This window comes from Streptomyces sp. TG1A-8, assembly GCF_030499535.1.
Classification (GTDB): domain Bacteria; phylum Actinomycetota; class Actinomycetes; order Streptomycetales; family Streptomycetaceae; genus Streptomyces.
On the sequence record NZ_JASTLB010000001.1, the window covers coordinates 3,400,243 to 3,426,715 of the forward strand.

Consider the following 26,473-nt stretch of genomic DNA (forward strand, 5'->3'; position numbering starts at 1 on the left):
CAGCGATCAACCGGCGCCGCCAGGCCCGGTGACAGCGCCCCCGGATCATGTGACAGGGGCAGCAGGGAGTCATACCGGCCCCGAAGGATACGAACCCGAGCCGGGCTCCACGAAGGAGGTGACGTGCGGGCAGTAGCCCTCCTCTGCCAGCCAGGCGCGGGTCCGGCCGCGCCGTCGCTCATCGCTGAGCCGGTGGTACTGGCGCCGGGGGCGGTCACGCCCTGGTCAGCGGTGCCGCTTGCGGCCACTCTTGCCGATGGTGCGCCGACGCTTCCGGGCGCGGCCGAGCCGAGCGGCAGGAGTACGCAGTGCCCGGGCCGCGAGCTGCCCGAGCTCTTCGAGTCCGGCCCGGTCCGGGTGCGCGGAGTCCAGCGCGGCGGCAACCGCGTCCCTGGCATCGCGGCCCTGGGCACGCAGCACCTCCTCGGCACCGTCCCCGCCGCCCGCCAGTTCCACGAGCTGGAGCAGGCTCTCGGCGACCAGCAGCAGTTGCTCGGCGTCGGTCATGTCCTCGGGGGACAGCAGCTCATGGTGCGCCAGCGCGGTCAGCACGAGCGGCGCCAGCGCTGCGTCGCCGCGCAGCCCGCGCAGCAGCCGCTCGCCCTCGCCGTCCGGCAACGCCGTCAGCAGTACAGCGAGCATCGCCTGCGCACGCACCCGGAAGGGCATGGACCGTACCGCATCGACGAGTTGCCGCAGCGCGGCACCCCGCTCGCCGCGGGCCGTGATCCAGCCGGCCAGCTCCGTGCGGGCGGCGTCCGGGTCGTAGTCCTCGGCCAGCACTCCCAGCAGGCCGGCCGCCGGTGCCTGGGCCAGTTCACCGACCAACGGTGCGTCCCTGCCGGCCGCCAGCAACCGCTGTCGTACGGCCCGGGTACCGAGCTCGGTGAGACGGATGAGCTCGACCGGCCCGGCGGTCAGCTCCTCTCGCCGGGCGTCGGCACGCTCCCGCGCCGCCGGGTCCGCCGCCGTCCCCGCGACGCCCAGTAGTTCCGCGAGCTCCGGCGGCATGTCCGCGAGCGGTTCGGGACCGGCATCGGAGAGGTCGATGTCGAGGAACACCGGATCGGCCATCCCACGGTCACGCTCGATCGCGCCCAGGTCGTCCAGCAGGTCGAGCACCGCGCGCAGGCCCCGGTCGGCGTGCTCGAACCACATCCGGTGCTGAAGGTCCAACCGGGCGTCGAGCTGGAAGGAGGTCCGATAGGCAAGGTGTACCGTGTCGCGCAGCCGCGGCCAGGGCATCGGGTACGGCAGGCCGTAGAGCGTGTTCAGCACGTCGTCCAGGATGTGGTTGTAGACATCGAAGAGCATCGACTCGGCGTGCCACCCGCTGCGTGCCCCGATCAGGGCCTGCCGCAGCTCGAAACACGCGTCGAAGGCGCGCAGCCACAGCTGGAGCGGGTCGGCCAGCACCGGCCGGGCCTTGGCCACCGCGTACAGCCGCCCCTTGACCACCCGGACCAGCCGTGCCTTCTTCGCCCACTCCATCAGCAGTCCCAGCCGCGGCAGGTCGGCCGAAGAGCGCACCCCCTCGATCCTGTCGCCGGTGCCGAGCACGTCCACCAGCTCGCGGGCCTCCGCCATCCGCAGCCGTCCCGTCGCCGTCACCGGGCGGCCGCCCTGCCCCGCCCATTCGGCGAGTCCGCGCAACTGGGCCACGGTCGTCGACGCCTCGGCCCGTCGGCGCAGTTCGTCGTCCGGGGGAAGCATCACGGGCAGTTGCGGCTCGGCCCGGGCCACGCCGGACAGTGCGCGGCCGGTCAGCCGCCGTTCCATGATCGCGGCGAGAGCCTGCTGGTCGTAGGCGACCTCCCCGCGCTGCGCTCGGTCCGCGAAGCGCTGAAGCGCCGCCCCGTCCTGGACGTCCACGCCCTGCTCCGCGGCCGTCATCGCCCAGAACTTCGCCAGTCCCCAGCGAGTGCGGTCCGTCATCGCCGCCGGATGCTGTTCCGCGACCCTGTCGACCGCGGCAAGGGAATCCTGGAGTGAGGGGCCGCGCGGGTCCGCCAACTGCGCGGCGTGCAGATAGCGCAGTAGCGTGCGCAGTGTGCCCGGGGCGTCGGCGCGTTCCTCCCCGGGAAGCTCGGTGACCTGCTGGGGAAGCCAGGAGAGCAGTAGCTCCTCTACTTGGCGCGGCTCCCACAGCCCCAGCCGGCCGTCGGCAGTCGCCAGGTGCCGGTAGTCCAGCGCCGTCTCGGCCATGTACCCGTCCACCGGCAGTCCCTGCTCCCCGGCCCACCGGACCAGGCGGTCGACCAGCAGCCCACGCGCCGCCTCGAACTCCTCCTCGGCCTCGGGTTCGAACCGCATCCGCATGAAATCCCGTCCACCTGTCCGCAGCAGTCGTTGCCGTGCCACGTTATCGCCGAACCGGGGCCGGCAACTCGGCCGAGGACAAGCGGGCCCCCTGCCTCAGGGCGGTACGTGGTGGTTGTCGCCCGCAGCAAACGCGGCTTCGAACCTCCTTGCGGCGTCGTGGTCCTTGCGTGTGGAAGAGGTCGGGACGACCTCGGAGATCAGCAGGACGTCCTCGAAGCCGTAGCGCTCGCCCTCCTTGCGTGCGTCCTCGCGCAGGATCGCGAGGTCGGGGGCGGAGTTATCGTCGGCGGGGAAGTCGGTGTAGACATCGGAGGTGACCTTCGCGTGACGGCCGAGGGCGGGAGCGGAGTCGATCCGCATCGACCTGATGGTGCTGGAGTGCTCTTCGCTCCGCGGGGTCGTGATCACCTTTCCGTCGGCCCCGAACGGGACCGTGCACCCCTTGGGGAACACGGGACGGCTTCGCCTTCCGCCGCGCCCTGCCCGGGCGCGCGGGCGTGGTGGCCGTCCCCGACGCGGTCTTCCACGACGACCGCGGGGCGGGCGCGCCGTTCGTGCGGTTCGCGGTCCGCGAGCGGGAGGAGGTCCCGCGGGAGGCGGCGGAGCGGCTGCGCCGCGTGTAGCGCGGGACGCGGGAACGGCGGGACGGGAGCGCGGCGGGGCCCGGGGGCGGCGGCTCCCGGGCCCCGGCGGCGGGACGGCTACTCGCCGTCCTCCTCGGGCTTCTCGGAGTCGTCGACCTCCTGCTCCAGGCCCAGCTGCTCCACCAGCCACTTGTCGAACTCGATCGCGGCCCTGACCCAGCTGACCGTGGAGGAGACGAAGTGGTTGATGTCGACACCGGTGCCGATCAGCATCTGCGCCTCGCCGATGAGGCGGACGGTGCCGTCGTCATGGGTGTGGGTGTACACCTTGGGCCACAGCGTGCGGCGGTTCCAGTCGTCGACGGACTCCAGCAGCTGGGACTTCTCGTCGATCGGGTGGGGGCGGTCGTAGAAGGTCCGCACCGAGAAGACGGCCTGCTCGGCCTCCCCGCGGAACATGAAGTAGGTGCGGAACTGCTCCCACGGCGCGGCGAGGTCGCCCTCCTCGTCGACGACGTACTTCAGCTCCATCTGGTCGAGGAGCTGCTTCACGAGGTCCTGATCCGGGACGACGGGGCCCGCCGGTCCTTGGGGCTGCGGCTCGGGCTGGCCCCCGAAATTCGGAATCGAGGACGGGTCGATGGTCACCGTGATTTTCCCTTCGTACGGATCTCGCCATCCTCCCCCATGCGGGGAGGGGGGTGGCAAGCCCCGGCGACCCTGTCAGCCCAGGGCTGACACGATCCGGTCACCGGGGCGCGGCCACTGACGAGTACCCCGCCGACGGGGCCCTCCCCCGCCCCGCCTACAGCGTCTTCCCGGTCGCGGGACCCACGATCAGCCCCTCGCCGAAGCGGTCCACGCGGACCGTGTCGCCGTCCTTGATCTCGCCGGAGAGGATCTCCCGGGCGAGGCGGTCGCCGATGGCGCTCTGGACCAGGCGGCGCAGCGGACGGGCGCCGTAGGCCGGGTCCAGGCCCTCCTCGGCGAGCCAGGCCAGCGCCCCGGGCGTGACGTCCAGGCTGAGCCGGCGCTCGGCCAGCCGCCTGGCCAGGCTCCCGAGCTGGAGCTGGGCGATCCGCTCCAGCTCGGGCTTGGTCAGCGCCGAGAAGACCACTAGGTCGTCCAGCCGGTTGAGGAACTCCGGCTTGAAGGAGGCCCGCACCACCTCCAGCACCTGTTCCCTCTTCTCGGTCTCGCTGGTGAGCGGGTCGACCAGGTACTGGCTGCCGAGGTTGGAGGTGAGCACCAGGATGGTGTTGCGGAAGTCGACCGTGCGGCCCTGGCCGTCGGTCAGGCGGCCGTCGTCCAGTACCTGCAGGAGGATGTCGAAGACCTCGGGGTGGGCCTTCTCCACCTCGTCCAGGAGCACGACGGAGTACGGGCGGCGGCGGACCGCCTCGGTGAGCTGGCCGCCCTCCTCGTAGCCGACGTATCCGGGGGGCGCGCCGACCAGGCGGGCCACGGTGTGCTTCTCGCCGTACTCCGACATGTCGATGCGGACCATGGCCCGCTCGTCGTCGAAGAGGAAGTCGGCGAGCGCCTTGGCCAGTTCGGTCTTGCCGACACCGGTCGGGCCGAGGAAGAGGAAGGAGCCGGTGGGGCGGTCGGGGTCGGCGATGCCGGCCCGCGAGCGGCGTACGGCGTCGCTCACCGCGCCCACGGCCTCGCTCTGGCCGATGAGCCGCTTGCCCAGCTCGTCCTCCATGCGCAGCAGCTTCTGCGTCTCGCCCTCCATCAGGCGGCCGGCCGGGATGCCGGTCCAGGCGGCGACGACGTCGGCGATGTCGTCGGAGCCGACCTCCTCCTTGACCATGGTGTCCCGGGCGACCTCCTCCTCGGCCGCGGAGGCGGCCTCCAGCTCCTTCTCCAGCTGCGGGATCTCGCCGTACAGCAGCTTGGCCGCGGTGTCGAAGTCGCCGTCGCGCTGGGCGCGCTCGGCCTGGCCGCGCAGGTCGTCCAGCTTCTCCTTCAGCTCGCCGACCCGGTTGAGGGACTGCTTCTCCTTGTCCCAGCGGGCGGTCAGGCCGCGCAGCTCCTCCTCCTTGTCCGCGAGGTCGCGGCGCAGCTTCTCCAGGCGCTCGCGGGAGGCCGGGTCGGTCTCCTTGGCGATCGCCAGCTCCTCCATCTTCAGCCGGTCGACGGCGCGCTGGAGCTCGTCGATCTCGACGGGCGAGGAGTCGATCTCCATGCGCAGCCGGGAGGCGGCCTCGTCCACGAGGTCGATGGCCTTGTCGGGCAGGAAGCGGGAGGTGATGTACCGGTCGGACAGGGTGGCGGCGGCCACCAGCGCGCTGTCCGCGATCTGCACCTTGTGGTGGGCCTCGTAGCGGCCCTTCAGGCCGCGCAGGATGGCGATGGTGTCCTCGACGGTCGGCTCGGCGACCAGCACCTGCTGGAAGCGGCGCTCCAGGGCGGGGTCCTTCTCGATCCGCTCCCGGTACTCGTCCAGGGTGGTCGCGCCGACCATGCGCAGCTCGCCGCGGGCGAGCATGGGCTTGAGCATGTTGCCCGCGTCCATGGCGGAGTCGCCGCCGGCCCCGGCGCCCACGACGGTGTGCAGCTCGTCGATGAAGGTGATGATCTGCCCGTCGGAGTCCTTGATCTCGGACAGGACGGCCTTGAGCCGCTCCTCGAACTCGCCGCGGTACTTCGCGCCGGCCACCATCGCACCGAGGTCGAGCGAGACGAGCCGCTTGTCCTTCAGCGACTCGGGCACGTCGCCCTTGACGATCCGCTGGGCGAGCCCCTCGACGACGGCGGTCTTGCCGACGCCGGGCTCGCCGATGAGCACGGGGTTGTTCTTCGTGCGGCGGCTCAGCACCTGCACGACCCGCCGGATCTCCTGGTCCCGCCCGATGACCGGGTCCAGGCGGCCCTCGCGGGCGGCGGCGGTGAAGTCGGTGCCGAACTTCTCCAGGGCCTTGTACTGGCCCTCCGGGTCGGCGGTGGTCACGCGGCGTCCTCCCCTGGCCTTGCGGAAGGCCTCCTGCAGCTTCTTGGCGTCGGCACCCTGGCCCCGCAGCACCCCACCGGTCGCGCCGCCCTTCGCGGCGATGCCGATGAGCAGGTGCTCGGTGGACAGGTACTCATCACCGAGCGCCCCGGCCCGCTCGGTGGCGTCGGCGATCACGGCGAGCAGCTCGCGGTTGGGCTGCGGCGGCGCGACGGTGGAGCCCGTGACGCTCGGCAGCGCGGCGAGCACGCGCTCGGCGCCGGCGCGCACGGCGGCCTGGTCGGCGTCGACGGCGGCGAGCAGGTCGGTGATGTTCTCGTTCTCCTGCCCCTGGAGCAGAGCCAGCAGCAGGTGGGCGGGGGTGAGGTCCGGGTGCCCCTCGGTCACGGCGCGCTTGCTCGCCGCGTTGATCGCGTCCCGGCTCCTGTTGGTCAGCTCGGCGTCCACGTCTGCGTTCTCCTGTTCGGGTCGGCTCGTCGGCCACGTCTCCCATTGCTGACTTAACCAGCGTACACAAAGTTGAGTCTATTCCACTCAAGGCGGTGGGGTTCGGTTCGGCACTAGATTTCGGGACATGGCCACGTACTCCGTAGACCCGGCTGCCCCCGACGAGCCGTACCTCGCCTTCTGGCGGGAGCGGCACCTGTGCACCCTGACCACGCTCCGGCCCGACGGCAGCCCGCACGTGGTGCCGGTCGGGGGGACGTTCGACCCCGGGGCGCGGCTGGCCCGGGTGATCACGAACCGGACGAGCGCGAAGGTGTCCCACGTGCTGGCGGCCGGCCCCGAGGGGGCCCGGGTCGCCGTGTGCCAGGTGGCCGGGCCCCGCTGGGCCACGCTGGAGGGCCGGGCGCGGGTGCGCACGGAACCGGAGCGGGTGCGCGAGGCGGAGCGGCGCTACGCCGAGCGCTACGGGCGCACGCCCGGCCCCAACCCGGCCCGCGTGGTGATCGAGATCGAGGTCGAGCGGGCGCTCGGACGGGGCTGACGCGCCGTCTCCGCGGAGCCGGACGGAGGCCGGGGCGGGATCGGCGCGGGATCGGCGTGAAATCGCGCACAGACGGTGATCGAGCCGCCGCGCAGCCGATTTTCAGCCACCGTGGGCGCCCACGCATACGGTGAAATGTCGCCACAAATCACAGCGGCGTCACCGTGTTCAGGTCACGGTGACGCCGCTGCGGGGGGAAGTGCCTGCGCGATCTGTTTACGACGGGGGAATCGCGTCAGGCACTGCGGGGGGTGGCCGAAATAGTCCTCACATCCGGTACCTCCGGTTCCGCCAGCCGGTGGTCGCGTTGGTCCAGGTTCACGAAGATCATGCCGTACCGGACGGCGCACCGCACGGGTTGGGGGGCCCCGCGGGGTTTGCGCAGGCACCGGTACGCCCGCACGTCCTCGTCCTCGTCCCTCGCGACGACGACCGGTTCACCGAAGACGGTCACCATCAGCGAGTCACCGCTGTGGGGGATGGCGGTGACCAGGTCGATGAAGTGCCAGCCGGAGCGATAGGCGGTGGCCATCTCGCGACGGAAGGATCGGTCGTCGGGTGGAGTGGCCACGTCAGCTCCCGGCTCCGGCCGCCGTCGCGTCGGTGTGCGCGGCCACCGAGGGCCACTCGGTGACCGCCCTGACGTCACCCTTCCCGCCGGAGACGCCACTCAGCACCCCGAGGGCCACCAGGGCGGAAAAGGCGGCGCCGAGCACCGAGCGAAGCAGTCTGTTACGCATGGTCGGCTTCGTCCTCACTTGAAGGTCCCCTTTTCCCCCGTCAGGTACGACGATGGCTCATTCGGGCACGTGATGGCCACAGAATCAGTGCATCATGTTCCTGCACGTTCAGGAGCCTGGGGGGTGGAGATTTGGCAACAAATCATGCGCAAACGGGACATCCTCATTCGGTGACCGAGCTGTGCGAGGAAGGCGGCCGCCTTTACGCCATTGCGCTGCGTTCGGGACGCATCGCCCGGTCCGACGCGGAAGCGGCCCCCTGCCTGCTGGAATTCGCCCTGCTGCACCCGGACCCCGACGATCCCGCGTGGCTGCGTCCGGTGCCCCCGACGGTCGCCCTGGCCCGCCGGCTCCACCCCATCGAGCACGAGATCACCGAGCGCCGCCAGCTGTCCATCCAACTCTCCCGCGCCTTCGAGCCGTTCATGGCGCTGAGCGCGGAGGTGCACGCCCCCGGCGACGCCATCACCGTCCTGGAGGGCGGTGAGCGCATCAACGCCGCGCTCAACCTCGCCACGTCCCAGTGCCAGAGCGACCTGCTCACGGTGCAGCCCTCCGACCGCATCTCGGAGAGCAGCCTGCTGCAGGGGCTGGAGCGGGACCGCGCCCTGATCGAACGTGGTGTGAAGATCCGGAGCCTGTACCAGCACACGGCCCGCTACAACCCGGAGAAGCTGGCGTACGCCGCCCAGCTCTCGGAGGGCAAGATCGAGTACCGCACCATCGACGAACTGGTGGAGCGCCTCATCATCTGCGACGGCGCCGTCGCCTTCATCCCGGCCCGCGACGACCAGAGGATCGCCCTGGAACTGCGCCACCCCGGACTGGTCCGCTACCTCACGAAGGTCTTCCAGTACCTGTGGGACCGGGCCGTGCCGATGAGCGCGGGCGGCCCGTACGAAGTCGACGCCGTCGGCATCACCGAGATCCAGCACTCCATCGCCAAGCTCCTGGTGGAGGGCCACGTCGACGAGGCCATCGCGCGCCGCCTGGGCATGAACGTGCGCACCTGCCGCGCCCACATCGCCAAGCTGGCCCAGGCCCTCGGCAGCGGCAGCCGCGCCCAGCTCGGCTACCTCATCGCCGAGTCGGGCATCCTGAAGCAGGACACGACCCCCTCCGGGGCCCGCCGGTCCTGAGGCGGACCGCCGGTGCGCGACGGCGGCCGGGTCCGGGCGTCTCACCGCACGCTCGGGGAGCCCTGGTCGGGCACGGCGAGCACGGCCGTGTGCGGCGGGCCGTCCAGGCCCGCCTGGGCGATGCGCACGCCCAGCTGGGTGCGGCTGGCGGCGCCGAGCGTCTCCGACAGGCGGGCGATGTGGGCCCGGCAGGTGCGCACGCTGATGCCGAGCCGCTCGGCGATCACCGCGTCCTGGTGGCCCTCGGCGAGCAGCGCGGCGATGGACCGCTCGCGGTGCGAGATGCCCTCGATGCCGGTGTCGGGCAGGGGGGTGGTGAGCGGGATCGCGAGGCGCCAGAGGCGCTCGAAGACCGTCACCAGGTAGTCGACCAGCGCCGGGTGACGCAGTTCCAGGGCCATCGTGCGGTCGGAGTTGGCGGGGACGAAGGCGACCGTGCGGTCGAAGAGGATGAGGCGGTCGATGACCTCGTCCAGGGTGCGGGCCTCCACCGCGTCACCCATGAGTTCCAGGTAGTTGAGCAGTCCCTGCCCGTGCCGGGCCACGTGCGTGTACAGGTCGCGCATGCGCACGCCCCGGCCACGCAGTGCCAGTGCCCGGTGCAGTCCCTCGGTCAGCTCCTCCTCGCGCCGGATGCCGCCGGGCTGCACCGTGAGCACCTCGGTGGTGCAGGCCGCGGTCGCCTCGTCCATCGCGGCCCGGATGCGGGACAGTCCGTCCAGGACGCGGATCGAGGTGCCCTCGGCGGGCACCGTGAGCGCCTGCAGCCGGCTGCCGAGGCCGGCGTACCGCTCGAAGGCGGTCACCGCCGAGCCCACCCGCCGCTGGCTCTCCACGACCTCGTCGTAGACCCCGCGCAGCAACCGGGTCATGACCTCCTGCGGGGAGGTCGGCACCAGCCAGTCCATGTCGTCCGGGTCGGGGTGCAGCAGGGCCAGTTCCAGCAGGCAGGGCACCACGTCGGCGTCCGTGCGCGGTACCCGTCCCCGCCGTACGGCCCGGGAGTACACGCGGTCCCCGGCCTCGCACAGTCGGTCGGCACCGTGTGGATGCTGCTCCGTCCCGTGCCCGGCCATCGCCCATTCCACCCCCGGTTTGCTGCCACTTCCGTGGCGCAACTATGCGCGGCCCCGTCCGGGTCCGCAACACGGCTCTCCGCGCGGGGGCCGCCGTAAACCACCGCTTCGGCCCGGTGCCGACGGGCCGTGTCACCGACCGGGGCCGCCTTCCACGCCGTTGGGGTGGGGCGGCGCGGCACGGTGCGGGAGGGGAGGGGACGGGGGAGGACGGAGGAGGGCGGGAAAGGCAAGGAGGGGGAGGGGAAGGCTACTTCAGGCCGATGGCGGTGCAGGCCGCCTTGAACTTGGCGGTGCAGATCTCGGAGACCTTGTAGATCCCGTCCGCGATGACCGTGTCCCTGATCTTGTCCTTGGTCAGGGCGCTCACCTGGACCAGCTTGGACGGGATGTTCTTCCGGGTGGGGCTGTCGACCTGGTCCTGGGTGAGGGCGTCGAACTGGATGTCCTTGCCCTGCACCTTGGTGACGGCCATCTCGGCGGCGGCCTCGGCCTCGTCCGGGTAGGACTTGTAGACGCTCATGTACTGCTCGCCCGTCACGATCCGCTGCACCGCGTCCAGTTCGGCGTCCTGGCCGGTGACCGGGGGCAGGTGGGTGACGCCGGCGGCCTTGAGGGCCCTGATGACCCCGCCCGCCATGCCGTCGTTGGCCGAGTAGACCGCGGCGATGTTGTCCTTGCCGATCCGGTTGACCGCCTCGGTCATGTTGGCCTCGGCGTTCTCGGGCTTCCAGTCCTTGGTGTCGAAGCTCGCCGCGATCGTCACCTTGCCGTTCAGCTCCGACAGCGCGCCCTGCTTGAACTGCTTGGCGTTCGGGTCGGTGGGCGAGCCGTTCATCATCACGATCTTGTCGGAGGTGTTGGCGTTCGGGCCCAGGGCCTCCAGCAGCGTGCGGCCCTGCACCTCGCCGACGAGCTCGTTGTCGAAGGAGACGTACGCGTCGATCGGGCCCTCGGCCAGCCGGTCGTAGGCGATGACCGGGATGCCCGCGTCCTTGGCCTTCCGCACCTCGCCGGCGATGGCGTGCGCGTCGACCGCGTCGACCAGGATGACGTCGACCTTGCCGTCGATCATCTTCTGCATCTGCCCGGCCTGCCGGTCGGCGTCCGCGTCGGCGTTGGCGTACTCCACCCTGCCCTGCTTGTGGGTCAGTTCGGCGACCTTGGCCTTGATGATGGGGTAGTCGAACTTGTCGTAGCGGGTGTTCGCCCTCTCCGGCAGCAGCAGCCCCACGGTGAGGTCGTCGCCCTTGGTGGGGCTCGCGCTCGCGCCGTCGTCCGTCGCGTTCAGGACGCCGCAGCCGGCGAGCGAGAGGGTCATCGTGGAGGCGGCCACGGACATGGCGATACGACGCATTCAGGGCTCACTTCAGGTGCGTTCCGGACGAGGTTGCTGCTTTACGACCCAGGTGTCTGAAAAGACAACGCGGACGACACACCCGGCGTCAAGCGGCAGCACTTAACGAGTACGCAACACCACGCGCCGCCGCCCGTGTGAACATCCGGCGCAACCCCCTTCAAACACTCTGCACGAGCCCTCCGGACAACGACGCCCCACAGGACGGCCGAAAGCGGAACAACCAAGTCCATTCCACACCGCTCGTGGCCACCGGCGGCCGTGCGCCGCCGCCCGGCACCGCGGCGGGAGGACCGAACGAACCCGGCCACGCGCAGAGCGCCGCCGGGGATGCCGGTGCCCTCCGGGAACCGGCCGCACGGAACCGCACGGAACCGCACGGAAAAGGGGCCGGGATGTCCCGGCCCCTTCCGTTCCATTCGGTTCCCCGTACCGCCCGGTCCGGCGCGCGGCCGGGCTCAGTCCTGCGGGGTCTGCTGCCGCTTCGGCCGCCACACCACCAGGGCGCTGGTCTGCTGGACCTCCTGGTACGGGACCAGGTCGCGGCGGTAGGAGGCGTGGACGGCCGCCTCGCGCTGCCGCATCGCCGCCGCCGCGCCGTCCAGGGCCGCCTCCAGCTCCGCGACGCGGGACTGCAGCGCGGCGACCTGGTTCTCCAGCTCGATGATCCGCTTGATGCCGGCCAGGTTGATGCCCTCGTCCTGCGACAACTGCTGTACCTGGCGCAGCAGTTCGATGTCGCGGGCCGAGTAGCGGCGGCCCCGGCCGGCGGTGCGGCCGGGGGACACCAGGCCCAGGCGGTCGTACTGGCGCAGCGTCTGCGGGTGGAGGCCGGAGAGCTGGGCCGCCACCGAGATGACGTAGACCGGGGTCTCCTCGGTCAGTTCATACGGGTTGCGCCGACGGCCAGAAGTGTCCATGGCGGCTCTCAATCTCCCTTCGCGGCCTCGAACAGCTCCGCCCGCGGGTCCTCGCCCGCGGTCGCCTCGCGAAACGCCTCCAACGCGTCACGAGCCTTCCCCGACAGGTCCTTCGGGACACTCACCTCGACGGTGATCAGCAGATCGCCGTGGGTGCCGTCCTTGCGCACCGCGCCCTTGCCGCGCGCCCGCATCGTACGGCCGTTCGGCGTGCCGGGGGGCAGCTTCAGCGTGACGGCGGCGCCGCCGAGGGTGGGTACCCGCACCTCGCCGCCGAGGGCCGCCTCGGTGAAGGTCACCGGCACGGTGACGGTGAGGTTGTCGCCCTTGCGCCCGAACACCGGGTGCTCGCCCACGTGCACGACCACGTAGAGGTCGCCCGCCGGTCCGCCCCGCTCGCCGGGCGCGCCCTTGCCGCGCAGCCGGATGCGCTGCCCGTCGGTGACGCCCGCCGGGATGCGGACCTGCATCGTGCGCGAGGACTTGGCGCGCCCGCTGCCCTTGCACTCCGTGCAGGGGTGCTCGGCGATCAGGCCGCGCCCCTTGCAGTCGGGGCAGGGGTCGGTGAGCGAGAACCCGCCGCCCGAGCCCCGCGCCACCTGCCCGGTGCCGACGCAGGTCGGGCACACGCGCGGGGTGCCGTTCTTGTCGCCGGTACCCGAACAGGCCGTGCAGGGCGCCTGGGAGGACATCCTCAGGGGCACCGTGGCGCCCTCGATGGCCTCCGTGAAGCTCAACGTGACCTCGGACTCGATGTCCTGGCCGCGCCGGGGCTGGGTGCGGGCACCGGTGGGTCCGCCCCGGTTGAACAGGCCCCCGAAGACGTCACCCAGGCCGCCGCCGAAGCCGCCTCCGCTCTGGGTGCCGCCCCCGAAGAGGTCGCCCAGGTCGAAGTTGAAGGAGCCGCCGGCCGCGCCGGGCCCGGGGCGGAATCCCCCGTTGCCGAACAGCGCGCGTGCCTCGTCGTACTCCTTGCGCTTCTTGGGGTCGCCGAGGACGTCGTTCGCCTCGGAGATCTCCTTGAAGCGCTCCTCGGCCCTGACGTTGCCCTTGTTGGCGTCCGGGTGGAACTCGCGGGCGAGCTTCCGGTACGCCTTCTTGATCTCGGCCTCGGTGGCGTCCTTGGGGACGCCGAGGACCTTGTAGTAGTCCTTCTCGATGAAGTCCTTGGTGCTCATCCCCGACGCCCCTCCTCTCCTGCTACGTTCGTCGTGACGTCAGCCCTCCTCCGGGCCACCGTTCTCCTTGTCGTCGGCCGCCTCCGCCTCGGTGTTCTTCTCCTCGGCGTCCTCGGCCTTGACGGTCTGCGCGCCGGGCTGCGGCTCGGCCACGGCCACCCGCGCGGGACGGATGGTGCGCTCGCCGATGCGGTACCCGGGCTGCAGGATGGCCACGCACGTCGTCTCGGTGACGTCGGGCGCGTAGGAGTGCATCAGGGCCTCGTGCACCGTCGGGTCGAAGGGCTCGCCCTCCTTGCCGAACTGCTGCAGGCCCATCTTGGCCGCGACGGTCTCCAGCGACTCGGCCACCGACTTGAAGCCGCCGACCAGTTCGCCGTGCTCCCGCGCGCGGCCGATGTCGTCGAGCACGGGCAGGAGTTCGGTCAGGAGGTTCGCCATGGCGATCTCCCGGACCGCGACCCGGTCGCGCTCGACGCGGCGGCGGTAGTTCTGGTACTCGGCCTGGAGTCGCTGGAGGTCCGCCGTGCGCTCGCCGAGCGCCGTGCGCACCTGGTCCAGCTGGGCCACCAGGCCCGCCTCTGCTGCTCCGTCCCCGGCCGGGGCCGCCGCCTCCTCCGCGGAGGGGTCGGCGGCCTTCGGCTCGGCGTCGTCGGGGGTCGCGCCGGAGGGGACGTCGGGCTTCTCCTCGAAGCCCGGGGTCTCCTCCGTCACGCGGCACCGTCCTTGCGCTCGTCGTCCACGATCTCGGCGTCCACGACGTCGTCGTCGGCCTTGGCCTCACCGGCACCGGCCGAGGCGCCGCCGGCGGCCTGCGCGCCCTGGGCGTCCGCGTACAGCGCCTGGCCCAGCTTCTGCGAGACGGCCGCGACCTTCTCGGTGGCGGTGCGGATCTCGGCGGTGTCCTCGCCCTTGAGGGCTTCCTTCAGCTCGCCGACCGCGGCCTCGACCTCGGTCTTGACCTCGCCGGGGACCTTGTCCTCGTTGTCCTTGAGGAACTTCTCGGTCTGGTAGACGAGCTGCTCGCCCTGGTTGCGGGTCTCGGCGGCCTCGCGGCGCTTGTGGTCCTCCTCCGCGTAGCGCTCGGCCTCCTCGCGCATGCGGTCGACCTCGTCCTTCGGCAGCGAGGAGCCGCCGGTGACGGTCATCTTCTGCTCCTTGCCGGTGCCGAGGTCCTTCGCCGTGACGTGCATGATGCCGTTGGCGTCGATGTCGAAGGAGACCTCGATCTGCGGGACGCCGCGGGGCGCCGGCGGCAGACCGGTCAGCTCGAACATGCCGAGCTTCTTGTTGTAGGCCGCGATCTCGCGCTCGCCCTGGTAGACCTGGATCTGCACCGACGGCTGGTTGTCCTCGGCCGTGGTGAAGATCTCCGAGCGCTTGGTCGGGATCGTGGTGTTGCGCTCGATCAGCTTGGTCATGATGCCGCCCTTGGTCTCGATGCCGAGGGACAGCGGGGTGACGTCGAGCAGCAGGACGTCCTTGACCTCGCCCTTGAGGACACCGGCCTGGAGCGAGGCGCCGATGGCGACGACCTCGTCCGGGTTCACACCCTTGTTGGCCTCCTTGCCGCCGGTCAGCTCCTTGACCAGCTCGGCGACGGCGGGCATGCGGGTGGAGCCACCGACGAGCACGACGTGGTCGATCTCGTTGATGGAGATGCCGGCGTCCTTGATGACGTTGTGGAACGGCGTCTTGCAGCGCTCCAGCAGGTCGGCCGTCAGCTGCTGGAACTGGGCCCGGGTGAGCTTCTCGTCCAGGTGCAGCGGGCCCTCGGCGGACGCGGTGATGTAGGGCAGGTTGATCGAGGTCTCGGTGGACGAGGACAGCTCGATCTTGGCCTTCTCGGCGGCCTCGCGCAGACGCTGCAGGGCCATCTTGTCCTTGGACAGGTCCACGCCGTGACCGGACTGGAACTGCTTGACCAGGTAGTCGACGACGCGCTGGTCCCAGTCGTCACCGCCGAGGTGGTTGTCGCCGTTGGTGGCCTTCACCTCGACGACGCCGTCACCGATCTCCAGCAGGGACACGTCGAAGGTGCCGCCGCCGAGGTCGAAGACGAGGATCGTCTGGTCGTCCTTGTCGAGGCCGTACGCCAGTGCGGCCGCGGTGGGCTCGTTCACGATGCGCAGGACGTTCAGACCGGCGATCTCGCCGGCCTCCTTCGTCGCCTGGCGCTCGGAGTCGTTGAAGTAGGCCGGGACGGTGATGACCGCGTCGGTCACCTTCTCGCCCAGGTAGGCCTCGGCGTCCCGCTTCAGCTTCTGCAGGATGAACGCGGAGATCTGCTGGGGGTTGAAGTCCTTCCCGTCCAGCTGGATCTTCCAGTCGGTGCCCATGTGGCGCTTCACCGAGCGGATGGTCCGGTCCACGTTCGTGACCGCCTGGCGCTTGGCCACCTCGCCGACGAGCACCTCGCCGTTCTTGGCGAAGGCGACGACGGACGGCGTGGTCCTGGCGCCCTCGGCGTTGGTGATGACGGTGGGCTCGCCGCCCTCCAGAACGCTGACGACGGAGTTAGTCGTGCCCAGGTCGATGCCGACCGCACGTGCCATGGTTGATTCCTCCAGCTGACTTGAGTGGAACAGGCTCAAGTGTGCACCAGCGGGGGCCCGGGGTCAACAGACCTGAGCCGTCCGGACTCAACTCTTATCCGTTCCTTACACGCAAGTGCCCGCTGACCTGCGTGGACGTGTCCCGGCGCGATGGATGGACCGTGACGCAGAGAAGTACGAGGACGGCCACCGCGACCCCTCCGGCCACCCACAGCACCGCCCCCGCCCCGGTCCACCCGGTGTGCACCAGCACCCCGACGAGCACCGCCGAGAAGGCCGCGGCACCCAGCAGGACGACCGCGCCCGGCGGGGTGACCCCGAGCCGCCGCAGCCGGTGCGCGAGGTGGTCGGGGCCGCGCCGCAGCAGCGGCCGGCGGGCGGCGAGCCGCGCGAGGACGACCAGGGCGGCGTCGGCGGCGGCGACGGCGGCGAGGCAGAACAGCACGCCCGCGGTCGGCCCCGGTCCGTAGCCCGCGCGCGTGAACACGGCCGCCGAGGAGAGCAGGAACCCGGTGAACAGCGAACCGCAGGCGCCGAGGCCGATCCGCGCGGGAGGCCAGTTGTGCATCAGGAAGCCGGTCAGGGCGGCGGCGAACACGCTGAGCAGCACGGCGAGCCCGTCCATCACCTCGGCGGCGGCACAGGCGCCCGCCCCGAAGGCGGTGACCACCCCGACCGTGCCGGCCAGTCCGTCGGCGTGGTCGAGCCCCCTGAAGGCGAGCGAGGCGATCACGATCCAGCCGGCGGCCAGCACCCCACCCCCCCACCCCGTCTCGTCGTAGGGCACCACGCACAGCGCCGCCAGGGCCGTACCGGCGGCCGGCACCCGCGCGCGCAGCCGCCACACGTCGGTGACCAGGCCCAGCGCCGCGACCGCGCCGGCGGCGGCGAGGAGCCGCCCGACGCCCTCCCCGAGCGGCGCCACCGCGGTCCACTCCCCCACCCAGGCGACCAGGCAGGTGACGGCCACGACGGCGGGACCGCCGAGCACGGGCAGCGGCCGCTGCCTGCGCCGGTCGACGATCCCCGCGCGCAGCGCGGGGACCCGGAGCAGCGCCGCGAGCACGGCGGTGAGCAGGAGTGCGGCCGTGGCCGCGGCGATCCCGTAGAGCACGGCTCCAAGGTAGGCGCGAACAGGGCAATTCCGTACGAATAACACGATCGGATTGCCTGCCGGATCCACCCCGGCCACCCCCGCGGCCCGGCCCGGCGATCGGCCCGGCGGTCCGGGGCCCGTTCCGCGCGCCCGGCGCCGGCGTGCGAAGGTACACCTCAGCGACCCAGATCACCCCGCACCCTGCTGCATCCTGGCGGAGGATGGGGGTAGTCTCAGACGAATCAAATAAGTTACCGCTTAGTAATGTCGCTCAATACTCCTCTCGAGGCCGCCTCAGGAGCCCCCAATGCAACTCGCTGCGATCATCGTGTCGCTGGTGCTCGCCGTGGTCGGCGTGGCGCTGTTCGGCCGAGCCATCGCCCAGATCTACCGGTTCGTACGGCTCGGCCAGGACGTTCCCGCGGGCGTCCGGACCAATGACTGGACCGCCCGCACCGCCACGGTGATCAGGGAGTTCCTCGGCCACACCCGGATGAACCGGTGGGGCGTGGTCGGCGTCGCCCACTGGTTCGTCGCGGTGGGCTTCTTCTCCCTGGTGCTGACCCTGGTGAACGCCCTCGGCCAGCTCTTCCGGGCGGACTGGGCGCTGCCGGTCATCGGCCACTGGCTGCCGTACGAGCTGTTCGTCGAGTTCATCGGCACGATGACCACGCTCGGCATCCTGACCCTGATCGTCATCCGCCAGCTGTCCCTGCCCAGCCGGCCGGGGCGCAAGTCGCGGTTCGCGGGCTCCAACTTCGGCCAGGCGTACTTCGTCGAGTCGGTGATCCTCATCATCGGCCTGGCGATCCTCACCCTGCGCGGCCTGGAGGGCGCCCTGGCCGGCGTCGGCCACTACGAGGCGGCCTACTTCGCCTCGTACCCGCTGGTCGCCGCCTTCCGCGGGCTGGGCACCGGCACCCTGCAGAACCTGATCTACCTGACCGCCATGATCAAGATCGGGACGTCCTTCATCTGGATGATCACGGTCTCGCTGAAGACGGACATGGGCATCGCCTGGCACCGCTTCCTGGCGTTCCCGAACATCTGGTTCAAGCGCAACGCGGACGGTTCCACCTCCCTCGGCGCGCTGCAGCCGATGACGAGCGGCGGCAAGCCGATCGACTTCGAGGACCCCGGCGAGGACGACGTCTTCGGCGTCTCCCAGGTCGAGCAGTTCTCCTGGAAGGGCCTGCTGGACTTCTCCACCTGCACCGAGTGCGGCCGCTGCCAGTCGCAGTGCCCCGCCTGGAACACCGGCAAGCCGCTGTCCCCGAAGCTGCTGATCATGTCCCTGCGCGACCACGCGCACGCCAAGGCGCCGTACCTGCTGGCCGGCGGCGGCAAGACGGCGGAGGGCGAGGAGCGGGCCTCCGAGGAGCAGCTCGCCGCCGTGCCCGCCGCGGCGCTCGCCGAGGCCGGGCGCCCGCTGATCGGCACCGCCGAGGAGAACGGCGTCATCGACCCGGACGTGCTGTGGTCCTGCACCACCTGCGGCGCCTGCGTCGAGCAGTGCCCGGTCGACATCGAGCACGTCGACCACATCGTCGACATGCGCCGCTACCAGGTCATGATCGAGTCCGCGTTCCCGTCCGAGGCGGGCACGATGCTCAAGAACCTGGAGAAGAAGGGCAACCCCTGGGGCCTGGCGAAGAAGCAGCGCCTGGAGTGGACCAAGGAGGTCGACTTCGAGGTCCCGGTCGTCGGCAAGGACGTCGAGGACCTCTCCGAGGTCGAGTACCTGTACTGGGTCGGCTGCGCCGGAGCCCTGGAGGACCGCGCCAAGAAGACCACGAAGGCCTTCGCGGAGCTGCTGCACATCGCGGGCGTCAAGTTCGCGATCATGGGCGGCGACGAGAAGTGCACCGGCGACTCCGCCCGCCGCCTCGGCAACGAGCCCCTGTTCCAGGAGCTCGGCATGGAGAACGTCATGGCCCTGAACACGGCCTTCGGCGAGGAGCTGGACGACGAGGGCAAGGTCACGGCCGAGTCGCGGAAGCCGAAGTCGGCGAAGAAGATCGTCGCCACCTGCCCGCACTGCCTCAACACCCTCGGCAACGAGTACCCGCAGCTCGGCGGCGACTACGAGGTCGTCCACCACACCCAGCTGCTCCAGCACCTGGTGGACGAGGGCAGGCTGATCCCGGTCACGCCGGTCGAGGGCGTCATCACGTACCACGACCCGTGCTACCTGGGCCGCCACAACAAGATCTACACGCCTCCGCGCGAGATCATCGGCCGGGTCCCGGGCCTGCGCAACGAGGAGATGCACCGCCACAAGGAGCGGGGCTTCTGCTGCGGCGCCGGCGGCGCGCGGATGTGGATGGAGGAGCGGATCGGCAAGCGCATCAACAACGAGCGCGTCGACGAGGCCCTCTCCCTCAACCCGGACATCGTCTCCACGGCCTGCCCGTTCTGCCTGGTCATGCTGACCGACTCGGTCAACGGCAAGAAGAACGACGGCAAGGCCAAGGAGTCCATCCAGGTCGTGGACGTCGCCCAGCTCCTGCTGGACTCCGTGAAGACCCCGGTCGACCCCGCGGGCGAGGCGGAGACGGAGGACGCACCGGAGCCGGAACCGGTGAAGTGACGGCCGCCGAACGGCGCACGGCGCCCCCCGCCCCACCGTGGGCGGGGGGCGCCGTCGTGTGCGCGGCGCCGCGCTAGGCGTTCTTCGGCCCCGCCTGCTGCACCACCTCGAAGGACCACAGGGTGGAACCCGAGGCGGCCGGCCGGGGCCGCTCGCCGCCCTCTGCGCCGCCCTGGTGCGCGGACTTCATCGGGCCCTCCATCCACGCCCGGAACGACTCCTCGTCCCGCCAGCGCGTGTACACCAGGTAGGTGTCGGTGCCCTCGACGGGCCGCAGCAACTCGAACCACTCGAAGCCGTCGGAGCCCTCCACGGCGTGGGCCCGCGAGGCGAACCGCTTCTCCAGCACCTCCCGCTGCTCGGCGGGCACGGTCAGCACATTGATCTTCACTACGCTCATGGACCCATACTGACCCACGCCGCGTCGTTCAGGGCCGCGCCCGCCCGTCGGCCCCGGTCTCCGGCGCGGTTCCCGCGGCGCCCACCCGCAGTCGCTCGGTGATCTGGACGAACGCGGCCCGCAGGTGCTCCGGGATGCCCGGGGCGGCCGCCGCCTGCTCGGCGGAGAGGCCGGGCCGCACCCGTCCGGCCCGCCGACCGCGCGTCCGCACCCCTGCGACGAGCTGTCCTGAGGGCTCGGTCACGGCTCCGTGACCGAAGGAGTCCCGGTGGTCCTCCCGCCGGGACTCTCCCCGTCGGGCCCCGGCGGCAGCGGCGGACCCGGCCGCGCGCCCTCCGGCGGACCGGGCGGAGCCGCGTGCGGTCGCTTTCCGGCCGTGATGGCCCCCGCCCGCGCCCCTCATGGACTTCGCGCCCCGGCCGGACCCTCCGCTCAGCCGAGGGCGTCGACGACGATCACCAGCACGCGGAGCGCGAGCAACAGGGCGGACCCGACGGTGGACAGCAGGGTGGTCCTGCCGGACGTGATCTCGTCGGGCGTCAGGACGTTGCCCAGGCCCTCCGGGTCGCACACGACCTCGACGGTGCCGCCCACGGGAACGGTCGTCCACTTGAACGGCCCGACGCTGACCTTCTTGGAGCCGGCCGGCGTGGAGAACCGCACCAGGAGTTCGGTACGGCCGTCGTCGGTGCGGGTCCCCACGCGCCTCGCCCGGGTGCGAACCCCCGGGTCCGCGGCACACGGCCGCGCGCGTGAATTTCCGCAGAGGAAAACAGCACGGTGTCCGAGGCGTGCAACATCGGGCTGACTCCGGTCCGTTCGTCGTACCGGTCCCGGGACCGGGGGCAGGCCGGGCACGGGCGTGGTGCGTGCCCGGCGTCGGCAGGGTCAAAGAACGCGGGAGACGCGGGTTCCGCGGCCTTCGCCGGCCAGGAGCGGCATCATCTCCTGGAACAGGCTGGTGAGGTGCTCGCTGGCGAGGTGGGCGTCGAGGGCCGCCTGGTCGCGCCATTCCTCGATGAGGATCATGTGGCTGTCGTCGTCCAGGTCGCGCAGGAGGTCGTAGCGCAGGCAGCCGTCTTCGGCGCGGGTACGTTCCACGACGCTCTGGATCAGGGAGCGGACCTGGTCGGCCTTGCCTTCGGCGGCGTTGCTCTCAGCGATGATCATGACGGTGTCGTTCACGGTGCTTCTCCTCTGGGGTTCGAATTGTTCGGGAAGCGCCCCCTTGGGAGCGCCTTGCTCGCAGGGGTCAGCCGGCGAGCAGTTGCTGGTAGAAGTCGGCGGGGTCGGCAGCCAGGGACGCCTTCACGTAGGCGCTCCAGTCGTCGACGATGACCTCGATGAGGCCCTTCTCGACGCCGTCGAGTGCGGCGCGGGCGACGTCGGCGGGGTCGGTGAGGGGGCCGTCGTAGTCGACGCCGGCCATGATGTCGGTGTCGGCCGCCCCCAGGACGACGCCGGTGACCAGCGTGTTCTGACCGGCGAGTTCCAGGCGGATGCCGCCTGTCATGCTCCACTCAGCCGCCTTGGCCACCGCGTAGGCGTTGCTGCCGTCATAGGAGAACCACGACAGGGCCGAGAGCACGTTGACGATGGCCCCTCCGCCGTTGGCGGCCAGGACGGGGGCGAAGGCGCGGACCATGTTCAGGTTGCCCCACAGGTGCGTGTCCAGCTCGCGCCGCACGTCGTCGAGGTCGCTGCCCAGGAGGTTGGTTCCGGTGGAGATCCCGGCGTTGTTCACCAGCAGGTCGACATCGGTGGCCGCCGCTGCGGCGGCCTCGATCGAGGCCGGGTCGGTGATGTCGAGCTGCAGGACTTCCACGCCCGGCAGGTCGATGCTGCCGGGCCGTCGTGCGGTCGCGTAGACCTTCGCGCCCCGCTGGACGAGCTGCGCGGCGAAATGGCGCCCGATCCCGCGGTTCGCGCCGGTGACCAGCGCCGTCGCTCCGGCAATGTCCATGATCCTGCCCTTTCGCTGACGTGGGCCAGGTACGTCGGCCCATGGTTCCCGCCGGACTCCGACGGCGTTGATAACGTAAAACCTGACGTCAACGTGAGGTACAAGCGGAAACGGAGTGACCTGCGTCATGCGCATCGGACAGCTCGCCAGACGCTCGGGGGTCAGCGTGCGGGCACTTCGCTACTACGAGGAGCAGCAGCTCCTGGAATCGACCCGGACCCCCGGCGGGCAGCGCGACTACTCCGACGACGCTCTGGAACGGGTCGAGCTCATCCAGGATCTCTTCGCCGCCGGCCTCTCCAGCCGCACCGTCGTCGAGCTCCTGCCATGCGTGAGCACCGGCGTCGCCACCCCCGCCGTACTGGACCAGCTCACCACCGAACGTGACCGCATCACCGAACGCATCCAGGACCTGACCCGCGCCAAGACCAAACTCGACCGCGTCATCGAGTGCGTCATCGCGGCGGGCGTGGTATCAAGCTGATCACCCGGCCCGCCGCTCTCACAAACGACCCTTTGTCCGAGCAAGATCAAAAGAGGCAGAGTGAAGGCCACCGAGAAGCGGATCGACTCTCAGAGCCCGTTCGCACGCAAAGGCGGCCGGAAGAGGGTTCCGAGACTTGCGTTGTGTGAAAATCCGGGTCCGTGACGGATCCTCAAGGACCTTCCGCCGGACCTGAGTCCGGAGCCGACCTCATCGAGCGCCACCCGTGCCCGAAGTACAAGGCCGCCCCGGCTCGCCGTGCCGCTCACGCAGCGGGGCAGTCACGAGCGCATACCACACCGGCCGCTTCACCAAGGTGCCGAAACCGGCGAAGGAACTGAGGGTGCCGGCCCCGGCCAACCGAAGGCCGGGGCAGCCCTGGCGCCCCGGCAAGTCGGTGCCCGCGGCCGTCGATCCCGGTCTGCCGAGCGCGGACATCCGCATCGGGTACGCCCCTTGCTCGCACCTTGGCCAGGAACTCGACTCGCAGCTGGACGCGCTCGCCAAGCACGGCATCAGCAGGGACAGGATTTTCAGCGAGAAGGTCAGCACCCGGATCAAGGTCCGACCGCGGTTCGAGGAGGCGCTGAGGACCGCCCGGGAGGTCGAGGCGCATGCCCCGCACTGCCGGGTCATCTTCACCGTGTTCGAGATGAAGAGACTCGGACGGGACGCGGCGGAGCTCACCGCCCTCGCGGACCATCTGACCGAGCGTGGCCTGGTGCTGGAGATGCTCGCTGGGCCGCTGCCCGGCATCTACGACCCCACCGGCCCCGGCAAGCTGCTGTTCGGCTTCTTCGCCGCGATGGCGGAGACCGAGCGGGAGAACATCCGAGAATCGACCCTGGAGGGGCTGGAGACCGCGGCCCGCAAGGGCAAGTACGGCGGCCGGCCCCCGGTCATCACCGACGACATGCTGCACACCGTGCTCCGACGCAAGACGCCCGGTGAGTCCGCCGAGCAGATCCAGCCCGACCTGATCATCCCCACCGGCAAGCGCAAGGGGCAGAACCCCAGCCTCTCCAGCATCTACCGGGCATTGGCCGAACACGGGAAAGCCCGGGCGTACCCGGAGGCCGTCGAGACGGCGCAAGCCGACCTCGCCGTCCTCCAGCAGCGCGACCGCAGCCCCGTGTAGTTACTCAGCCTTACTCGCCACCTGACGGCAGCTATACGAGAACACGGCCGACGACCCCGGCGGAGACGTCGGCGGCCATCAGGCCATGTGACATCCAGCGCAGACAGGTTCGGCCAGCTCAGTGGCCATGATCAATCTCAGCGCTACTTCCTGTACGGCGACTACTCGGACCCGACCCCGGAGCGCTCCCGCTGGCCCCTGCCGTCGCTCGCGGCGGTCACCGCGTGCACGGCGCTCGCGGTGACGCTGTGGGAGGCGGCCGGCAAGTGACCCGAGCGGCACACCGCCCACGACCGGCAGGACTCGGCTTCCCGAGTTCGGTGGCGGCTTCCTGGACTGAGCTGCTGAGCCCGGCCGGGCTGGGCCGATCCGGCCCGGACTGATTCGGGCCGGACTGATTCGGGCCGGACTGATTCGGGCCGGACTGATTCGGGCCGGACTGATTCGGGCCGGGACCGAGGCCGGGCCCCGTCCCGCCGGATCCCAGCCCACCCCCTGCTCTACACCCTGACGTCCGCCCCGACCCGTCCCCCGACACATCCCCCGGACAATGCCCTGACGGTCCCTTAGGGGATGTCACAGGTCGGCCGCAAAGCCGGGTCCGGGTGGCCGGGCCCGGCACATGACCCGGCGGGACCAGGTACGTTCGATGACGTGGCTGGATTCAGGATCGGACGCGGGGACCGGGACAACCGCACCCCCCAAGGACAGCAGGCGCCGCAGGGACCGTCGTACGGACACGGACACGGGCCCGCCCAGGGACGTGGTCACGGTCACGGCCAGGGGCAGCCCGCGCGGCCGCCGTACGGGCACGGACAGCAGGGCACGCCGTCGTACGGACAGCAGGGTCCGTCCTACGGCTACCCGCCGGCGCCGCAGCCGCCGTACGGGCAGGGACCGGCGTACGGCCGCCCCGGCCCGGCCGACGACGGACCCGAGTACTTCGGCGACGGCGGCCACCCGGACCGGGCCGGCACACCGGACCCGTACGCGGCCAACAACCCGGGCCACACCCAGGCCTTCTCGATCGACGAGGCCTCCGGCTACACCCAGGGCGCGACCTACCACGCCGGCACGGCCCCGGCCGGCCCGCCCCTGCACTGGAAGGAGCTGCTGCGGGGAGTCCTCCTCTCCCCCGACCAGACCTTCCTGCGCATGCGGGACTACACGATGTGGACCCCGGCGCTCATCGTCACCTTCCTGTACGGCCTGCTCGCCGTCTTCGGCTTCGACGGCGCCCGCGCGGACGCGATCAGCGCCACCCTCTCCAACGCGGTGCCGATCGTCCTGGTGACCGCGGTCGTGATGGTGCTGGGCCTGTTCGTCCTGGGCGTGGTCACGCACACGCTGGCCCGCCAGCTCGGCGGCGACGGCGCCTGGCAGCCCACCGTCGGCCTGTCCATGCTGATCACGTCCCTCACGGACGCACCCCGCCTGGTCTTCGCCATGTTCTTCGGCGGCGACGCCGGCTTCGTGCAGATCCTGGGCTGGGCCACCTGGATCGGCGCCGGCGCCCTGCTCACCCTGATGGTCGCCCGCTCCCACGACCTGCCCTGGCCGAAGGCGCTGGGCGCGTCGGCGATCCAGCTGGCCGCGCTGCTGTCGATCGTGAAGCTGGGCACGTTCTAGCAGGCCCGGGCACGCCCCGCCGGCCCCGCCCGCGCACACGGGAGGGCCTCCGTCCGCTTGGGTTCAAGGGGTCCTCGCACCCCCCGCACATCGCGGGTGTTGCGAGGACCGTTAGAACCCAAGCCGCACACGGTGCGGGCCGGGGGCCCTCGCCCGTCGCGGGACCGGTCGGCGCGCGCCCTCAGGCGTCGAGGACCTGCCCGGCCCGCCTCACCACGGGAGGCAGGACACTCCACGGGAAGTTGATCCAGTCCTCGGTCCGCTTCCACACGTACTCGCACTTCACGAGCGAGTGGGACTTCTCGTAGATCACGGCGGAGCGCACCTCGGCGACCGCGTCGAGGCAGAAGTCGCGCACCAGCTTGAGCGTCTTGCCGGTGTCGGCGACGTCGTCGGTGATGAGCACCTTCTTGTCGGAGAAGTCGATGCGGTTGGGCACGGGCGCCAGCATGACCGGCATCTCCAGGGTGGTGCCCACCCCGGTGTAGAACTCGACGTTCACCAGGTGGATATTCTTGCAGTCCAGGGCGTAGGCGAGCCCGCCGGCGACGAACACCCCGCCGCGGGCGATGCTCAACACGACGTCCGGCTCGTACCCGTCGTCGGCGATGGTCTGCGCCAGCTCGCGGACGGCGGTGCCGAACCGCTCGTAGGTCAGGTTCTCCCGCACGTCACCGCTCATGTCGTCCGCCCTCACACCTGGGTCCGGTGGAAGTTCAGGAAGGATCGCGAGGCCGTGGGCCCGCGCTGCCCCTGGTACCGGGAGCCGTAGCGCTCGCTGCCGTACGGGGACTCGGCGGGCGAGCTGAGCCGGAACATGCACAGCTGGCCGATCTTCATGCCGGGCCAGAGCTTGATGGGGAGGGTGGCGAGGTTGGACAGTTCGAGGGTGACGTGTCCGCTGAACCCCGGGTCGATGAACCCGGCGGTGGAGTGCGTGACGAGCCCGAGCCGTCCCAGCGAGCTCTTCCCCTCCAGCCGCGAGGCGAGGTCGTCGGGCAGCGTGATGACCTCGTACGTCGACGCCAGCACGAACTCCCCGGGGTGCAGGATGAACGGCTCGTCGCCCTCGGGCTCCACCAGCCGCGTCAGGTCGGCCTGCTCGACCGAGGGGTCGATGTGCGGGTACCGGTGGTTCTCGAACACCCGGAAGTACCGGTCCAGCCGTACGTCGATGCTCGACGGCTGCACCATGGATTCGTCGTAGGGATCGATCCGTACCCGCCCGGCGTCGATCTCGGCCCGGATGTCCTTGTCTGAGAGAAGCACGTCCCGAGGATACGCAAGGCGCGCGGAGCCGTGACAATCGTGACGACTCAGCGCGCCTGTGATCCGCTCGGCCTGCGCCGCTCCCGCCG

Annotated in this window: 27 protein-coding genes and 1 pseudogene; 8 read left to right on the top strand and 20 right to left on the bottom strand. The window is 71.0% G+C overall.

Annotated elements, in window-relative coordinates; translation table 11 throughout:
• Positions 1-225: 225 nt before the first annotated feature.
• Entirely contained in the window at positions 226-2,319 is a 2,094-nt protein-coding gene (locus tag QQY24_RS14650) for a hypothetical protein (protein ID WP_301973125.1), read from the bottom strand.
• Between the two features lie 96 nt (positions 2,320-2,415).
• The gene (locus QQY24_RS14655) at positions 2,416-2,682 is read right to left on the bottom strand and encodes a hypothetical protein (protein ID WP_301973126.1); all 267 of its coding nucleotides are present in this window, start codon (positions 2,680-2,682) and stop codon (positions 2,416-2,418) included.
• A gap of 95 nt (positions 2,683-2,777) precedes the next feature.
• On the opposite strand from QQY24_RS14655, the pseudogene QQY24_RS14660 reads away from it, so the two are divergent.
• Positions 2,778-2,945 (top strand): annotated as a pseudogene (locus QQY24_RS14660) (aminotransferase); the annotation flags it as partial.
• A 78-nt stretch (positions 2,946-3,023) separates the two neighbouring features.
• Here QQY24_RS14660 and QQY24_RS14665 read toward each other — a convergent pair.
• Positions 3,024-3,554 (bottom strand): YbjN domain-containing protein, encoded by a 531-nt coding sequence (locus QQY24_RS14665; protein ID WP_301973127.1) that lies wholly within the window; start codon positions 3,552-3,554, stop codon positions 3,024-3,026.
• A gap of 157 nt (positions 3,555-3,711) precedes the next feature.
• Positions 3,712-6,309, bottom strand: a complete 2,598-nt coding sequence (gene clpB / locus QQY24_RS14670; protein ID WP_301973128.1) for an ATP-dependent chaperone ClpB — start codon at positions 6,307-6,309, stop codon at positions 3,712-3,714.
• A 127-nt stretch (positions 6,310-6,436) separates the two neighbouring features.
• On the opposite strand from clpB, the gene QQY24_RS14675 reads away from it, so the two are divergent.
• Entirely contained in the window at positions 6,437-6,850 is a 414-nt protein-coding gene (locus tag QQY24_RS14675; RefSeq protein ID WP_301973129.1) for a pyridoxamine 5'-phosphate oxidase family protein, read from the top strand.
• 235 nt (positions 6,851-7,085) lie between these two features.
• On the opposite strand, the gene QQY24_RS14680 is transcribed toward QQY24_RS14675, so the two are convergent.
• Together QQY24_RS14680 and QQY24_RS14685 are read right to left on the bottom strand one after the other, a co-directional pair.
• Positions 7,086-7,382, bottom strand: coding sequence for a (2Fe-2S)-binding protein (locus QQY24_RS14680; RefSeq protein WP_301973130.1), 297 nt, complete (start codon positions 7,380-7,382; stop codon positions 7,086-7,088).
• Between the two features lie 40 nt (positions 7,383-7,422).
• Positions 7,423-7,590, bottom strand: coding sequence for a hypothetical protein (locus tag QQY24_RS14685; protein ID WP_301973131.1), 168 nt, complete (start codon positions 7,588-7,590; stop codon positions 7,423-7,425).
• Between the two features lie 116 nt (positions 7,591-7,706).
• Here QQY24_RS14685 and QQY24_RS14690 point away from each other — a divergent pair, with 116 nt between their 5' ends.
• Complete coding sequence (locus tag QQY24_RS14690) at positions 7,707-8,729, top strand: helix-turn-helix transcriptional regulator (protein WP_301976250.1); 1,023 nt, start codon at positions 7,707-7,709, stop codon at positions 8,727-8,729.
• A gap of 41 nt (positions 8,730-8,770) precedes the next feature.
• Here QQY24_RS14690 and QQY24_RS14695 read toward each other — a convergent pair whose 3' ends face one another.
• The 7 genes from QQY24_RS14695 to QQY24_RS14725 form a co-directional block, all read right to left on the bottom strand.
• On the bottom strand, positions 8,771-9,805 hold the full coding sequence (locus tag QQY24_RS14695) for a LuxR family transcriptional regulator (RefSeq protein ID WP_301973132.1): 1,035 nt from the start codon (positions 9,803-9,805) through the stop codon (positions 8,771-8,773).
• Between the two features lie 250 nt (positions 9,806-10,055).
• Positions 10,056-11,162, bottom strand: a complete 1,107-nt coding sequence (locus tag QQY24_RS14700) for a sugar ABC transporter substrate-binding protein (RefSeq protein ID WP_301973133.1) — start codon at positions 11,160-11,162, stop codon at positions 10,056-10,058.
• Positions 11,163-11,620: 458 nt separating this feature from the next.
• Positions 11,621-12,082, bottom strand: coding sequence for a helix-turn-helix domain-containing protein (locus QQY24_RS14705; RefSeq protein ID WP_301973134.1), 462 nt, complete (start codon positions 12,080-12,082; stop codon positions 11,621-11,623).
• Between the two features lie 8 nt (positions 12,083-12,090).
• Positions 12,091-13,260: a molecular chaperone DnaJ gene (gene dnaJ / locus QQY24_RS14710; protein ID WP_301973135.1), complete on the bottom strand. Its 1,170-nt coding sequence runs from the start codon at positions 13,258-13,260 to the stop codon at positions 12,091-12,093.
• 39 nt (positions 13,261-13,299) lie between these two features.
• On the bottom strand, positions 13,300-13,974 hold the full coding sequence (gene grpE, locus QQY24_RS14715; protein ID WP_301973136.1) for a nucleotide exchange factor GrpE: 675 nt from the start codon (positions 13,972-13,974) through the stop codon (positions 13,300-13,302).
• Entirely contained in the window at positions 13,971-15,815 is a 1,845-nt protein-coding gene (gene dnaK / locus QQY24_RS14720) for a molecular chaperone DnaK (protein ID WP_301973137.1), read from the bottom strand. Before dnaK ends, grpE begins: the two co-directional genes overlap by 4 nt.
• Before the next feature lie 94 nt (positions 15,816-15,909).
• Positions 15,910-16,929, bottom strand: coding sequence for an MraY family glycosyltransferase (locus tag QQY24_RS14725; RefSeq protein ID WP_301973138.1), 1,020 nt, complete (start codon positions 16,927-16,929; stop codon positions 15,910-15,912).
• 289 nt (positions 16,930-17,218) lie between these two features.
• Here QQY24_RS14725 and QQY24_RS14730 point away from each other — a divergent pair, with 289 nt between their 5' ends.
• Positions 17,219-19,501 (top strand): (Fe-S)-binding protein, encoded by a 2,283-nt coding sequence (locus QQY24_RS14730; RefSeq protein WP_301973139.1) that lies wholly within the window; start codon positions 17,219-17,221, stop codon positions 19,499-19,501.
• A 73-nt stretch (positions 19,502-19,574) separates the two neighbouring features.
• Here QQY24_RS14730 and QQY24_RS14735 read toward each other — a convergent pair whose 3' ends face one another.
• The 5 genes from QQY24_RS14735 to QQY24_RS14755 form a co-directional block, all read right to left on the bottom strand.
• On the bottom strand, positions 19,575-19,901 hold the full coding sequence (locus QQY24_RS14735) for an antibiotic biosynthesis monooxygenase (RefSeq protein WP_301973140.1): 327 nt from the start codon (positions 19,899-19,901) through the stop codon (positions 19,575-19,577).
• Positions 19,902-19,929: 28 nt separating this feature from the next.
• Positions 19,930-20,145 carry a hypothetical protein gene (locus QQY24_RS14740; RefSeq protein WP_301973141.1) on the bottom strand — a complete coding sequence of 72 codons (216 nt, stop codon included), beginning with the start codon at positions 20,143-20,145 and terminating at the stop codon, positions 19,930-19,932.
• Between the two features lie 188 nt (positions 20,146-20,333).
• On the bottom strand, positions 20,334-20,603 hold the full coding sequence (locus QQY24_RS14745) for a hypothetical protein (RefSeq protein ID WP_301973142.1): 270 nt from the start codon (positions 20,601-20,603) through the stop codon (positions 20,334-20,336).
• A gap of 186 nt (positions 20,604-20,789) precedes the next feature.
• Positions 20,790-21,086 carry a putative quinol monooxygenase gene (locus QQY24_RS14750; RefSeq protein ID WP_301973143.1) on the bottom strand — a complete coding sequence of 99 codons (297 nt, stop codon included), beginning with the start codon at positions 21,084-21,086 and terminating at the stop codon, positions 20,790-20,792.
• A gap of 67 nt (positions 21,087-21,153) precedes the next feature.
• Positions 21,154-21,864 carry an SDR family oxidoreductase gene (locus QQY24_RS14755; RefSeq protein ID WP_301973144.1) on the bottom strand — a complete coding sequence of 237 codons (711 nt, stop codon included), beginning with the start codon at positions 21,862-21,864 and terminating at the stop codon, positions 21,154-21,156.
• Between the two features lie 127 nt (positions 21,865-21,991).
• Between QQY24_RS14755 and QQY24_RS14760 the strand changes: the two genes are divergently transcribed.
• The 4 genes from QQY24_RS14760 (at position 21,992) to QQY24_RS14775 (ending at position 25,115) form a co-directional block, all read left to right on the top strand.
• A complete protein-coding gene (locus QQY24_RS14760) occupies positions 21,992-22,348 on the top strand; it encodes a MerR family transcriptional regulator (protein ID WP_301973145.1) in 357 nt (118 codons plus the stop codon).
• 343 nt (positions 22,349-22,691) lie between these two features.
• Positions 22,692-23,486, top strand: a complete 795-nt coding sequence (locus tag QQY24_RS14765) for a recombinase family protein (RefSeq protein WP_301973146.1) — start codon at positions 22,692-22,694, stop codon at positions 23,484-23,486.
• Between the two features lie 87 nt (positions 23,487-23,573).
• A complete protein-coding gene (locus QQY24_RS14770) occupies positions 23,574-23,756 on the top strand; it encodes a hypothetical protein (protein ID WP_301973147.1) in 183 nt (60 codons plus the stop codon).
• Between the two features lie 303 nt (positions 23,757-24,059).
• Entirely contained in the window at positions 24,060-25,115 is a 1,056-nt protein-coding gene (locus tag QQY24_RS14775) for a YIP1 family protein (protein ID WP_301973148.1), read from the top strand.
• 181 nt (positions 25,116-25,296) lie between these two features.
• On the opposite strand, the gene QQY24_RS14780 is transcribed toward QQY24_RS14775, so the two are convergent.
• Together QQY24_RS14780 and dcd are read right to left on the bottom strand one after the other, a co-directional pair.
• Positions 25,297-25,797 carry a phosphoribosyltransferase gene (locus tag QQY24_RS14780; protein WP_301973149.1) on the bottom strand — a complete coding sequence of 167 codons (501 nt, stop codon included), beginning with the start codon at positions 25,795-25,797 and terminating at the stop codon, positions 25,297-25,299.
• Between the two features lie 11 nt (positions 25,798-25,808).
• Entirely contained in the window at positions 25,809-26,384 is a 576-nt protein-coding gene (gene dcd, locus QQY24_RS14785) for a dCTP deaminase (protein WP_067033216.1), read from the bottom strand.
• Between the last annotated feature and the right edge of the window lie 89 nt (positions 26,385-26,473).

What these genes read in the sequence shown, in the direction of transcription:
- QQY24_RS14705 (WP_301973134.1), bottom strand. Translation starts at nt 12,082, where the DNA reads ATGGACACTTCTGGCCGTCGGCGCAACCCGTATGAACTGACCGAGGAG.
- QQY24_RS14780 (WP_301973149.1), bottom strand. Translation starts at nt 25,797, where the DNA reads ATGAGCGGTGACGTGCGGGAGAACCTGACCTACGAGCGGTTCGGCACC.
- QQY24_RS14735 (WP_301973140.1), bottom strand. Translation starts at nt 19,901, where the DNA reads ATGAGCGTAGTGAAGATCAATGTGCTGACCGTGCCCGCCGAGCAGCGG.
- QQY24_RS14655 (WP_301973126.1), bottom strand. Translation starts at nt 2,682, where the DNA reads ATGCGGATCGACTCCGCTCCCGCCCTCGGCCGTCACGCGAAGGTCACC.
- QQY24_RS14730 (WP_301973139.1), top strand. Translation starts at nt 17,219, where the DNA reads ATGCAACTCGCTGCGATCATCGTGTCGCTGGTGCTCGCCGTGGTCGGC.
- dnaK (WP_301973137.1), bottom strand. Translation starts at nt 15,815, where the DNA reads ATGGCACGTGCGGTCGGCATCGACCTGGGCACGACTAACTCCGTCGTC.
- QQY24_RS14650 (WP_301973125.1), bottom strand. Translation starts at nt 2,319, where the DNA reads ATGCGGATGCGGTTCGAACCCGAGGCCGAGGAGGAGTTCGAGGCGGCG.
- QQY24_RS14775 (WP_301973148.1), top strand. Translation starts at nt 24,060, where the DNA reads ATGTCACAGGTCGGCCGCAAAGCCGGGTCCGGGTGGCCGGGCCCGGCA.
- dnaJ (WP_301973135.1), bottom strand. Translation starts at nt 13,260, where the DNA reads ATGAGCACCAAGGACTTCATCGAGAAGGACTACTACAAGGTCCTCGGC.
- QQY24_RS14755 (WP_301973144.1), bottom strand. Translation starts at nt 21,864, where the DNA reads ATGGACATTGCCGGAGCGACGGCGCTGGTCACCGGCGCGAACCGCGGG.
- QQY24_RS14675 (WP_301973129.1), top strand. Translation starts at nt 6,437, where the DNA reads ATGGCCACGTACTCCGTAGACCCGGCTGCCCCCGACGAGCCGTACCTC.
- QQY24_RS14760 (WP_301973145.1), top strand. Translation starts at nt 21,992, where the DNA reads ATGCGCATCGGACAGCTCGCCAGACGCTCGGGGGTCAGCGTGCGGGCA.
- QQY24_RS14695 (WP_301973132.1), bottom strand. Translation starts at nt 9,805, where the DNA reads ATGGCCGGGCACGGGACGGAGCAGCATCCACACGGTGCCGACCGACTG.
- QQY24_RS14680 (WP_301973130.1), bottom strand. Translation starts at nt 7,382, where the DNA reads ATGGCCACCGCCTATCGCTCCGGCTGGCACTTCATCGACCTGGTCACC.
- QQY24_RS14700 (WP_301973133.1), bottom strand. Translation starts at nt 11,162, where the DNA reads ATGCGTCGTATCGCCATGTCCGTGGCCGCCTCCACGATGACCCTCTCG.
- QQY24_RS14685 (WP_301973131.1), bottom strand. Translation starts at nt 7,590, where the DNA reads ATGCGTAACAGACTGCTTCGCTCGGTGCTCGGCGCCGCCTTTTCCGCC.